The sequence below is a fragment of the Kastovskya adunca genome (assembly GCF_059505785.1).
Genome location: NZ_JCACLG010000025.1, coordinates 1 through 12280 on the forward strand (window position 1 = coordinate 1; position 12280 = coordinate 12280).

A 12280-nucleotide genomic window follows, 5' to 3' on the forward strand; every position below is an offset into this window, starting at 1 on the left:
AGCACCAGCACCAGCACCAGCACCAGCACCAGCACCAGCACCAGCACCAGCACCAGCACCACAGGCAAACCTCTGCCGCACTGTAACAGTCGCTGATGGTCTGAGCGTCCGTTCTGGCCCAGGTACCAACTTTTCGCAAGTTGGTGGCGTCAACTTTAACACCACAGTCAGGCTCACAAATCCGCCACGCAGTCAAAGAGATGCGACAGGACGCACCTGGATACAGATTGCCTCGCCTGTTGCTGGCTGGGTTTCTAGTGGGTTCCCAGAGGGCAACCTTAGCTCCCAGTTTCGTTGTCCTTAATACTTAATACCCGGTGAGAGGGAAATAACCTTTCAAGTCCGAATTATTAAGTAGGGATTTTTAGGGGCATGGCAGTGTTCATGCCCTTACTACTGTAGAAAAGAAAGGCGATCGCGTCTCTGCTTTAGTACGCAATTGTGCAGACAAAATCCTTTTGGTCATCTTTTCTTCTGGCAGGAGACTCCGTTTCGGCAAGACTTCGGCGTGAGGCTTCGACGGTGAGACTTCGGCGTGAGCGCGGTTCCTGAGCCTGCCGAAGGACAGTCGAACGCTCAGCTGAACCGCTCAGTCGAACGCTCAACGACCGCCGTTACAATCTTTGATTTAGCAGGAGAGGAATGCCAGTCCTCCACGTAGGTTTACGATTAGGTGACTTGAGTAGCGAATCAATCGGGTGTTTTTGTCAGTTACACCCTGCTTGAGTCGCTTTTTAGTAGGGAAGAATTGATACAAATCGTTAGCACTGATATATCCTTTAAGGGTGGTCACTGACTTGTACTGAGCCTTGTCGAAGTAGCCAGGCCGAAGTGTTGAGCGCTTGGTTTTGTACTCAACATAATCTCCGTTTTTGAAAGAGTGCGTCCCCTCAAAACCACCGTATGTATCACGAATCCCACCTTTTTGAACGGTTAAGTCGTGCATCTTACGGGGTCTTGAAGGAAGGCGCTCTACGATACCAAAGGTGAAGGGTGTCACCTGAATTGACCCTTTCCATTGATGTCCTGTCTGTCTCCCAGTCGTATTGACTGCATACCGGATGAAGTGCCGAGCGGCTTGCGCTATAGCATCCGATACGTGTGCGGCAGGTGCTTGCTCTGCCTTATTTTTAGACTTGGGAAGTTTGAGCCATTCCCTTGTTGCCTTAGTTTCCCATCCTTTAACTAAGATCACCGGAAAGCGATTATTTAGTTCTTTGATTAAGAATGTTTGACCTTGAGCGGCAACAGTAAAGCCAGGGCTATCTGACTTGTTGAGTCGCTCTACATAAGCGTGAGTGATTGGATACAATCGCCGCAGTTCGTCTATAACTCTCAGTTCTAGTTGCTTGTTGGCTCTAATGCTGGGAGGTAGCTTAGATGGTCGGCGATTATTAAATCTCTTCTGTCTGTGGTTGCGAAGTTTGAAGGGAAGACTTCGTTTGATTCGTCGTCCCCGTCGCATTCGGCGAAGTATAGCCCGTTGTGCTAGTCGTTTTTGAACTTGCTTCTTGGGTAGGTTAAGGTTCAACCCAATCAAGGTGTTTTGCTTAGACTGAACAGCTACGCCAGTAAAGCCGCTTCCGGGGTCGATGCCAAGACTAATATCTTGGTAAGCTCTACCCGATGGTTCTTCAACGAGTTGAACGCAGAATACTCGCAGGTCGTTTTGTACTACTTTGGCTTTCCCGTTTCTAACCCAGCGCCTTGCCCTTGATGATGAGGTGGGCATCGCAGGAGTGCCATCGGGATTCAGGACTGGTACACGTTTGTTGAACATGGAGATAATCCAGTTTGTTGACTGTACTTGTTGGTGGTCGTTGACTTGTACTGAGCCTTGTCGAAGTAGCCTAGTCGAAACGTTTCCCAACTACCCCTCGCCCATTCTTTGTCGCGATTCCTAACAACTGGTTAGGTCAAACAGATAATCCCTGCTGGCGTGGCACAAGGAAGTGTGTAACGCCAAAGAACTCAGTGGGCTATTCAGCTTGCTTTACGCTTGGAGTGAGCGTGTTTCTCCTCAAGCTCCCGTTAGAATCTTCGATTTAGCGGGAGAAGCTGACTGGTCGCTAGCTTGTCCCTAACGACCAACAACGCGCTCTCAACTTAGGCAGTGACCGTTTTTATTGCCTTTTCCACTACTTCCACTGCCCGCTCGACTTCTTCGGCTGTGACAATTAAGGGCGGGACGAAGCGGACGACTTTAGGGCCAGCGGGAACAAGGAGCAAACCGTCTTGAATCGCGGCTTTAACCACATCGGCGGAGGTGACTTCGGCGTCGGCACTCAGTTCCATGCCGTTAATTAATCCCCAGCCACGCACATCGGTAACTAAGTCAGGATATTTTGCAGCGATCGCTCTTAAGCCTTTGCGGAGTTGTTCGCCCCGTTCCTGCACGTTTTGGAGAATGTTTTCCTGTTCCAAGGTCTGACCCACCGTAAGGGCAGCCGCACAAGCCAGGGGATTCCCTCCAAAGGTGCTGGCATGTTCCCCAGCTTGGAAAACATCGCAGAATTTCTTGCACATCATCGCGCCAATGGGGATGCCCCCGGCTAACCCTTTAGCACTGGTGAAGATATCTGGCTCGATGCCCAAATTTTCGTAGCCCCAATACTTCCCGGTGCGACCCATGCCGATCTGCACTTCATCCATAATCAGCAGGAGTCCTGTTTCGTCGCAGATTTTCCGCAACCGTAGGAAGTAATCTAAATTTCCAGGACGGACGCCACCTTCTCCTTGCAAGCCTTCTAGCATAATTGCGGCGACTCGCTCGTTGCCCTCATCTAGGTCAGCGATCGCATTTTCGATTGCCCGTAGGTCGTTATAAGGTACGTAATGGAATCCTGGGACTAGGGGATTAAAATTCTTTTGGTACTTTGGCTGTCCGGTGGCGGTAATTGTTGCCAGCGTCCGCCCGTGGAAACTTGCTTTAGCTGTCAAGATTACAGGATGTTCAATATCCATCACAGTGTGAGCATACTTCCGGGTAAGTTTGATTGCCGCTTCATTTGCCTCAGCACCGGAGTTGCAGAAAAATACTCGCTCTGCACAGGAATGATCGATAATCCACTTTGCTAGCTGCCCTTGTTCCGGGATGTAGTAGAGGTTGGAGACATGGTGCAGCTTTTTGATTTGCTGGGTAACGGTTTCAACTAAGGCGGGGTGGGCATGTCCCAGGGTACAAGTGGCAATTCCCGCCACAAAATCCAGATATTCGCGCCCTTCGGTATCCCAAACCCGGCAACCTTCACCTTTTTCCAACGCCAGCGGAAAACGCCCGTAGGTCGCCATTACGCTGGTATCAAAATCTGCTGGGTTGTAGGGAGTTGATGTGCCTGATTCAGCAGGAATAGAAGAATTCTCTGCTAGCGTTTCTATGCTCACTCTTGGTTTTCTCCTCGTTCTTTTTCCTTATCTGGAATGGTAATGGGAATTGTTCAAAGTTTTTGTCTTTCTTGAACAAGAGATTCGGACTAGCAACCCACCTGATAAAATCACCCGATCGGGTGAGTCGAGAAGAGAATGCGCTCAAAACTTTACCCAGCTTAGCTTTGGGGTAGTTCTAAACGGGAAAAAATCTCCAGAACCTATGGAACTAACCCTCCCCGTATTAGCGTCCTAAACCTCTGTATAGTCTGATACAAGGTATTAAATTTTATGCATTACTTTCGCTCCCCAGGTGCATTGAGGCAGAGAATTTTTGCTACTTTAATTTTGACTAGCTTCTTGTCTTTGGGTGCTGGTATGTCGCTGGTAGATGCGGCATCAGCAGCAACCGCCGGACGCCCCCAGAGTGCGACAGAGTTAGTCAAACAACGACAAAATCGCGGCGATCGCTTACCGAATTCTGTCGTCAATGCCATTCGTCGCGACATCTCCCGCAACACCAATATTCCTCGCGGTCAACTACGAGCCGTTGATTATTCCCGACAAAGCTGGCCCAATAGCTGCCTGGGACTAGCCAAAGCTGGCGAAGCTTGTGCTGAAATCTTTATCGAGAACGGCTGGCGGGTGATTATGTCTAACGGTAAGCGCCAGTGGGTATACCGCTCTGATAACAGGGGCGACATAGTACGAGCAGAATCGATCACCAATCCCAATAACAGCAATTTACCCAACTCGGTTAAGACTGCCGTTTTGCAACTTGCCTCTGAGCACTATCGCGTCCCAACGTCCCAGATTCGGATCGCCACCGCTCAACAAGAAACCTGGGCTGATGGCTGTCTCGGACTTCCTAGCCCTGTAGAACGGTGTGCTGGCGTTCTCACTCCCGGCTGGCGGGTAACGGTAGAAGTCAGCGGGCAGCAAACTAATGTCTACCGCACCAACAACGATGGCTCCCAAATCAGAACGGATGCCACCGCCGATTTACCGCCCCGTACTGATCGCTTGCCCAATTCTGTCGCTAGAGCGGCGATCGCAGCGGCTCAGAGAGAACTGGGAGTACCCCCAGCCCAGTTATATATTCTCCAAACAGAACAGCAACAATGGCCCAATGGCTGTCTCGGTTTGGCTCGTTCTGGAGAAGGCTGTACCCAGGCGATCGTTCCTGGCTGGCGAGTTACTGTCAATGGCAACTCCCAAACCTTGGTCTACCGCACTAATAAGGATGGTTCTGCGGTGATGCGAGAAAATGCTGACGATCGCCTGCCCAGTGGAGAAACCCTACCCGATAGCGTCCGCCAAGCTGTATTGCAGAAGGCGCGATCGCGTTCAACGTTACCAAATCCTGACCTACAAGTTGTTCAATCTGAGCAAAAACAATGGACAGATGGCTGTCTCGGACTCGGTGGGATCAGTGAGCTTTGTCTGCAAGCCATCGTTCCTGGTTGGCGAGTTACCGTCACCGATGGTCAACAAACTCAGGTCTATCGCACCAATAACGATGGTTCTACAATTCGCTTAGAAGAAGCAGATGCCACTCCAGAAAACAGTGACGTAGTTCCCATTTCTGACAGCGAACTCCCACCTCCATTGCCCCGAAATACCGTTTTTCGGGCGATTACAACAGGTGGTATTGCCGGACAAACGGTAGAAACTCGCCTCCTCGCAGATGGGCAAGTGATTCAGACGCTGATTGTCCGGAACGGCAGCACAGTTCCACCTCGGATTTCTCGTATTTCCCGCCAACAAGTTAGACAGTTCCAGCAACTGCTACGTCAGCAATTCTCCCAGTTTGATCGCCTCAGTTACCCTGCCTCCACAGGTGCTGATTTCTTCACGATCACGCTGACAAGCCAAGGCGGGACAACCAGATACGCCGAAACGGAAATCAACCGTCTCCCTCAACCGTTGCAGGAAGTCATTCAATCCTGGAATCGCATTACCCAAGGTTAGTATTGACGATTAGCCACCGGAGATGCCCCCGTTATAGTTTTTGGACTTGACGGGGGAAAAACTGTGAATCTACGGTTTGTCGATCGGAATATGTTGTATTCTTAGGCAGCTTTTTGCTAGAATCCCTAGTCATAGCTACAAATATCACTGATAGCCGTTGATGAGTGTTCAGCCTAAACATCCCAGCGATCGCCACGACGAAGTCCGCCGCAATTCTCCACAACAGTTGAGCAATCCCTGCCAACTAAGAGAGAATTTGCACCCCCTGCCCCTTCAGGAGCCAATGTTCTACTATTTCGCCTATGGTTCTTGTATGTGCCCGGTGGACTTGAAGCGATCGCTCGGCGAGAATACTCACCCCTACGTCATCGGTGCTGCCACCCTCAAAGGCTATCGCTTAGGCTTTTATAGCAAATCTACTCTGCGTAAATGCGGCGTGCTAGATGTGGTAGTCGAACCAACAGCGGCAGTGGAAGGAGTGCTGTATCAACTCCCTTGGCGCTTGAGCGACGCCCTCGATCTTAGGGAAGAGATTCCCACCAATGGCTATCGGCACGAATCAGTAGAAATCCACTGCCAAGGGCGCATATACAACAACGTCCGTACCTATGTAGTGGTGGATAAGTTAGCCGAAGAACTTGCCCCCAACGACTGGTACTTCAACGTCGTGCTGCGAGGAGCCGTCACCTGCGGACTCCCAGAGCCTTATTGCTGGAAACTATTTGAACACATGCACCAGCTACAGCAGGGTCGCTGGCGCTCTACCCTTTTGCGTTCCGCTTAGACTTTAGCGCCGAATCGGAATTTGAATTAAAAACTCTGTACCCTGATCGGGTTCTGAAGAACACAGCAATTGACCGCGATGTTTTTCCACCACAATCTGGTAGCTAATCGACATTCCTAAACCTGTACCTTGACCCACAGGTTTCGTTGTAAAGAACGGATCGAATAACCGAGCGCATACCGACTCCATCATCCCTGTACCATTGTCAGCAATCCGAATTTCTACCTCATTGCTGTCATTAACCTCGGTACGAATCTTAATCATGCTGGGATAATTTTTCATAGTTTCAACGGATGCTGCCAACTCCGCCCTATGCTTTTTGTGGCACTCATCTAAGGCATCAATGGCATTCGCCAAAATATTCATGAACACTTGGTTAAGCTGTCCGGCGTAGCACTCTACTAAAGGCAAGTTGCCGTACTCTTTGATGACTTGAATACCTGGATGATCGGGTTTTGCTTTGAGGCGATTTTGCAGAATTAGTAGGGTATTGTCTAGACCGTCGTGGATATCAACAGCTTTCATATCGGCTTCATCTAGCCGCGAGAAGTTCCGCAACGATAGAACAATTTGGCGGATACGTTCTGCCCCCACCTTCATTGATGTCAGCATCTTGGGGAGGTCTATTTTCAGGAAATCAAGGTCAATTGCCTCTACCTCATCTTGAATCGCGGGTGCAGGTTCCGGATAGGATTCCTGATAGAGTTCAACCAAATTGAGCAAGTCGCTTGTATAGTCGTTGGCGTGGACAAGATTGCCGTAGATAAAGTTAACGGGGTTGTTAATTTCGTGGGCAACACCCGCAACGAGTTGCCCTAGGGAAGACATTTTTTCAGTTTGAACGAGTTGGGTTTGGGTCTGACGGAGTTCGCGTAAGGTTTGTTCTAATTGCGTCGCTTGCTCTCGCAGTTGCGCTTCTGACCGCCGCAACGCTGCCTCCGCTTCCTTATCCCCCGTGACATTGCGACAAACAATCACGCCGCCCCTCAGCACTTCCTCGTCATCCCAAAGCGGTCTGCCATTGATTTTTGCCCAGAGACCTTCCGGCGTACCAGCATGGCGAACAAACATTTCTAAATCATCAACCGCTTCTCCTTTAATCGCCCGTGCCAGAGGTAAATTGTCTTTGGGGTAGGGGGTGACGGCATCGGGTAAAAATAGACCGTAGGTGGCAGACCATTCACTGGGGGCGGTATCTGTAGAACCGGAGCCAAACATTTCCTCAGCGGCGGGGTTGAAGATTAAAAACTGCCCTTGTTCGTCGGCGACGATGACACCATCGCCCATGCTATTGAGGATTAATTCAAAGATGGCTGTTTGCTGCCTTAACTCTGCCTCAGAACGAGCTAATTCGGCGGCAGTTTGCTGCAATTGGGCTTCTGCTTGTTTGCGATCGCTAATATCCTTCATAAAGCAGTGATGCCCGATAAACTGCCCTTGCTCGTCGTAAGCAGAAATCATCACCAGTTGCTTATAAAAGATCGAACCATCTTTACGGATGCCCTTGGCTTCCGCTTCCACCTTGCCATCACGCAACATTTGTTGGTAGGCAATGCTCAACTTTTCCTGGTCGTCAGGATGTACCGTTAAGGGCCATTCCATCCCGATCATTTCTTCCGGTTCGTAACCTGCTGGGCTGGCGTAGGCTCTGTTGACAGTAAGGTAGCGCCCTTGGGTATCTAGCCGCGAAATTCCATCTACGGCATTTTCCATCGCCGCCGTCAGTTGGCGGAGTTCTTCCTCGGCTTGCTTGCGTTCGGTGATGTCACTGCCAACTCCGACAAATCCTGTAATGTTTCCTTCTGAATCGCGCAAAGCGGTTACCGACAGTAGCACTGGAAAGCGACTGCCATCTTTGCGGATATAAGACCATTCACACTCATCGTAGGACTTATGCGATCGCGCTTTGGCAACAAACGTCTCAAATCCAGGCTCAATAGGGATTCCCAACTCTTGAGATAACTGTTGCGATCGCCGCACGACTTCTTCTTTGTCATGCCAAATAGCAGGCGTTGCTTTTCCTAACACCTCTGCTGCTGTATATCCTAGCAGTCGTGCGGCGGCGTCATTAAAGGTGTGGACAATACCCTCTGCCGTAGTCGCAACAATTAAGTAGTTGGTACTATTAAAAATCGCTTGCTGTAGTGCTGTTGTCTGTTGCAGTTTCTCCTCTGCCAGCTTGCGTTCGGTAACGTCGCGCGTTACTTTCGAGAAGCCCCGTAGCTGTCCAGTTTTGTCCCATAAGGCTGTCACCATCACATCTACCCAAAACAGCGACCCATCCTTGCGAACGCGCCAGCCTTCGTCTTCAAACCAACCTTGGCTTGTTGCTACCCTCAGTTCTTCCTCTGGCTTCCCTTGCTCGATATCTTCAGGGGTGTAAAAACAAGAGATAGGCTGACCGAGAATCTCCTCAGCCGCATAGCCGTTGACGCGTTCTGCCCCATCATTCCAACTGACAATCCGTCCGTCAGGCGAGAGCATGAAAATCGCGTAGTCCTTCACCCCCTCCACTAACAAGCGGAAGCGCTCTTCGCTTTCCCGCAGTTCCTCCTCTGCTTGCTTGCGTTCGCTAATGTCGTGGAAGTAGACAGAAAGCCCATCTTCACTGGGATAAGCACGGACTTCAAACCAGCCATCCAGTGGTGGGTAGAACTCTTCAAAGGTGATGGAGATCTGTTGCGTTATGCTCTTGTGATAGTAATGGTCAAACGTCGAACCCACGGCTTCAGGAAACTCATCCCAAATATTTTTACCCAGGAGTTCTGTCTGGCTTTTCTTTAAAAGCTGTTCTGCCTGTTGATTAAGATAGGTGAACTGCCACTGATGGTTGAGAGCAAAAAAGGCATCAGTAATACTCTCAAGAGTATTGACAACTTTTCGACTTGATGCAATAAGTGCTTCTTCTGCTTGTTTTCGCTCCGTAACGTCAAAGCGGATGCTGATGTATTTAACAATTTTGCCATTGATGTCAAATATCGGGGCAATGGTGGTGTCAACCCAATAGAAAGAGCCATCTTTGCGCTTGTTTTTAATCTCGCCTTTCCAGACTCTGCCTTGTGAGATCGTCTCCCAAAGGTTTTGGAACAATGACTGGGAATGCTCCCCAGAGTTGATCAAGCGATGGTTTTGTCCAATCAGTTCTTCGCGGCTGTATCCGGAGACTTGACAGAACTTGTCATTGACAAAGGTAATCGTTCCCTTCAAGTCTGTTTCGCTGACAATTGCCGCTTCATCAAGAGCATTCTGCCGATTTTTCAGTTCTCTTAGCAGACTTTTTTGCTCTTTGGCGAGCTGTTTGAGGCGCTGTTGGGCTTGCCTCTGGCTGGTGACGTTGCGGTAAACGATCGCGCCCCCCCTGAGGATACCAGATTCGTCTAATAGCGGTCTGCCGTTAACTTTTAACCACAGACCTGTCGGCTTGCCAGGATGACAGACAAACACGTCCACATCGTCAAAGGCTTCGCCTCGAATCGTCCGCGTCAGCGGTATATCTTCTGAAGGGTAAGGAGTACAACCATCAGGCAAGAACAAGCCGTAGGTCGCTGACCATTCATCGGGGGGAGTATCTGTGGAACCCAAACCGACCATTTCCTGGGCAGCCGGGTTAAAGATTAAGAAGTTACCTGTTTCATCAGCAACGATGACGCCATCGCCCATGCTGTTGAGGACTAATTCCAGGATGCGAGTTTGCTGCCTTAGTTCTGCCTCAGAACGAGCCAACTCGGCGGCGGTTTGCTGCAATTGAGCTTCTGCTTGTTTGCGATCGGTGATGTCGCGCCAGCAACCGATAATTTCTTGAACATTACCGGATGTGTCTCGTACGAGCTTTAACTCATCGTGCATCCAGTGGTAAGTACCATCTTTAAAGAGGAAACGGTATTCCTGGGAATGGTGTTCCTGCTCAAACACCTGCTTCATCTCAGCGAAGATACGCGGAGCATCTTCAGGGTGAAGGTGGTTAGCCCAAAATCCTGAATCCTTCAGGAATTCCTCTGGCAAAAAGCCCATTTGTGCCGTGACATTCTCGCTGATGAAGGTAGCGGCGAGATTGTCCGAAACGCTGGCGCTATAAATCACCGCTGGGCTATAAGCAAGCAAATGTTGGAATCGTTCTTGAGTAGCCCACAGTGCTTCTTCTGCGGCTTTGCGATCGCTAACATCAAAGATCGCCCCATCTAGAGAGAGTACCTCTCCTACAGAGTTGAAGACGCCTTGACCTTTTTCCGAAACCCATCTGACGCTGCCATCTGCCCCAATCAGCCGATATTCAATGATGTAAGGCTGTTTTTTCGCCAATGCCTCATAAATGGAGCGTTCCATTACCTCTACATCTTCTGGATGGATGATACTCGCAAAGCAGCGGACTCTGTTTTGAATAAAGTCAGAGGCAGGATAACCTGTAATCTCAGCGATCGCATCGCTAATAAAATCCATTGTCCAATCGGCATCGCAAGCACAGCGGTAGATTGCCCCCGGAACATTAGATACGAGCGAGCGAAAGCGTTCTTCGCTTTCCTTGAGGACGGCGGCAACTCGCTGGCGCTCCGTGATTTCTGCTTGCAACTGCTCAACAGCATTTCTGAGTTCCGCCGTCCGTACTTCGACTCGCGTTTCTAGCTCGGCGTTGGCTCTAGAGAGCGCTTCTTCCGCCGCTTTGCGCTCAGTGATGTCATGCATTGCCACCACTGCACCGAGTTTTTTTCCTTGAGGATCGAAGAAGGCTTGTCCGCTGGCTAAAAGCGTTCGCTGGGGTCTGCCTTTAGGAGCCATTACCATTTCCACATTTTGAATTAATTCTCCCTGAAAAGCTCGGAACAAGGGGATGTCTTCTCTCTGCATCCGCGTCTTGCCATCGACATGATACAAGTCATAGTATTCCGACCAAGCTTCGGGAGGAATGGATTGTTCTGGCAGCCCATGATACTCTCGCGTTGCTTGATTAAAGCAAGTCAAAACACCATTAGCGTCGCAGGCGACAATGCCTTCTGTCAGGTTATCAAGTAGGGTTTTTAAAAATTCTCGTTCCTGATGTAAAGCTTCCTCGATTTGCTTGCGTTCGGTAATGTCAGTGACAATCCCATCGATCCGGATCGGAGTACCGCTAGCATCGCAGGCGAGACGACCTCGGTCGTAAAGCCAACGGACTTCGCCGTCTGGACGTACAATCCGGTATTCCCTTGCCAAATTACCTGTGGTAAAAACGGTACCCGTAGAATCTACAACTCGCTCGCGGTCTTCTGGATAAATAACGTCCTGCCAAAGGTTCGGGTTATCGAAAAACTCTTGCGGGGAACGACCGTAAACTTTTTCGGTGGCGGGGTTGATGTAAAGTATCTCAAAGTTTGTGCTGGAAACAGACCAAACCACGTTATCGAGGGAGTTGAGAACGCCATTAAGCTTTGTTTCGCTCTCGTACAAAGCCGCTTCTGCCTGCTTGCGACTGCGGATTTCTGCTTCCAACGCGGCGGGACTGGGCAAGGCGAGAGCTTGAGGAACAACTGACACGAGCGCGATCGCTATACAGACAGAAATCCCAGCCGTCAAAGCTTTCACTACCCCTGAAAGCCAGTAGGTCGGATGCCAAAGCGTCCACACTCCCATAATGTGAGTTATGCCACAGGAGACGATGAAGGCTCCAAATAATAGGAAGATCCAGTTGAAGGGAAAGTCCCGTCGCTTTTGAACGAAGTAGGCGAGGGCAAGAGAAATAGAGAAACAGCCAAGGGCAATTAGAGTATCGGAGGCGATATGTAGCGACAGCAATTCTGGCTTCCACAGGTAGCAATGTCCGTGGGGGATAAATGAATCTGTTTCAAAAAAGCCTTGCAAAGATTTCAGCATACAAATTTCCTCTTTTACTCCTTAGTGCGAAGCTTTTTTGGTTTATTGGTAGTGGAGGGAAAAGATTACAGCGCAATTTTCTATCTGGAGGTTGCTAGTTTTTTGCCGATTTTGGTGTTGTCAAGGTTGCTAACTGGAACGGTTTAAGTTCTCTATTTTAGTAATTGTCTTGAGATTTTGTAGCAGGTTTATTACGTTTACGATGTTGATAAAAGAACTACAAAAGCACACCAGAACGCAGAGAAAGAAGCAAGAGATAATAAGTTTCTTTCGGATGCTTTAGGGTGGATATATCCAAATTGTAGCCAAACATAA

6 protein-coding genes are annotated in these 12280 nt (G+C 49.6%); 3 read left to right on the forward strand and 3 right to left on the reverse strand.

What is annotated here, in order from left to right:
• The coding region (locus AC5JR3_RS08920; protein WP_495845078.1) for an SH3 domain-containing protein at positions 1 to 304 on the forward strand (304 nt) is incomplete at its 5' end.
• 324 nt (positions 305 to 628) lie between these two features.
• Here AC5JR3_RS08920 and AC5JR3_RS08925 read toward each other — a convergent pair.
• The gene (locus AC5JR3_RS08925; RefSeq protein ID WP_495845079.1) at positions 629 to 1780 is read right to left on the reverse strand and encodes an RRXRR domain-containing protein; all 1152 of its coding nucleotides are present in this window, start codon (positions 1778 to 1780) and stop codon (positions 629 to 631) included.
• 326 nt (positions 1781 to 2106) lie between these two features.
• Positions 2107 to 3384 carry an aspartate aminotransferase family protein gene (locus tag AC5JR3_RS08930; RefSeq protein ID WP_495845082.1) on the reverse strand — a complete coding sequence of 426 codons (1278 nt, stop codon included), beginning with the start codon at positions 3382 to 3384 and terminating at the stop codon, positions 2107 to 2109.
• Between the two features lie 273 nt (positions 3385 to 3657).
• On the opposite strand from AC5JR3_RS08930, the gene AC5JR3_RS08935 reads away from it, so the two are divergent.
• Both AC5JR3_RS08935 and AC5JR3_RS08940 read left to right on the forward strand, forming a co-directional pair.
• On the forward strand, positions 3658 to 5337 hold the full coding sequence (locus tag AC5JR3_RS08935) for a DUF8738 domain-containing protein (RefSeq protein ID WP_495845083.1): 1680 nt from the start codon (positions 3658 to 3660) through the stop codon (positions 5335 to 5337).
• 160 nt (positions 5338 to 5497) lie between these two features.
• The gene (locus AC5JR3_RS08940) at positions 5498 to 6121 is read left to right on the forward strand and encodes a gamma-glutamylcyclotransferase family protein (RefSeq protein WP_495845085.1); all 624 of its coding nucleotides are present in this window, start codon (positions 5498 to 5500) and stop codon (positions 6119 to 6121) included.
• 3 nt (positions 6122 to 6124) lie between these two features.
• Here AC5JR3_RS08940 and AC5JR3_RS08945 read toward each other — a convergent pair whose 3' ends face one another.
• A complete protein-coding gene (locus tag AC5JR3_RS08945; protein WP_495845087.1) occupies positions 6125 to 11965 on the reverse strand; it encodes a PAS domain S-box protein in 5841 nt (1946 codons plus the stop codon).
• Positions 11966 to 12280: the final 315 nt, after the last annotated feature.

Coding starts and splice junctions, on each gene's coding strand:
- AC5JR3_RS08945 (WP_495845087.1), bottom strand. CDS start 11,965: ATGCTGAAATCTTTGCAAGGCTTTTTTGAAACAGATTCATTTATCCCC.
- AC5JR3_RS08935 (WP_495845083.1), top strand. CDS start 3,658: ATGCATTACTTTCGCTCCCCAGGTGCATTGAGGCAGAGAATTTTTGCT.
- AC5JR3_RS08940 (WP_495845085.1), top strand. CDS start 5,498: ATGAGTGTTCAGCCTAAACATCCCAGCGATCGCCACGACGAAGTCCGC.
- AC5JR3_RS08925 (WP_495845079.1), bottom strand. CDS start 1,780: ATGTTCAACAAACGTGTACCAGTCCTGAATCCCGATGGCACTCCTGCG.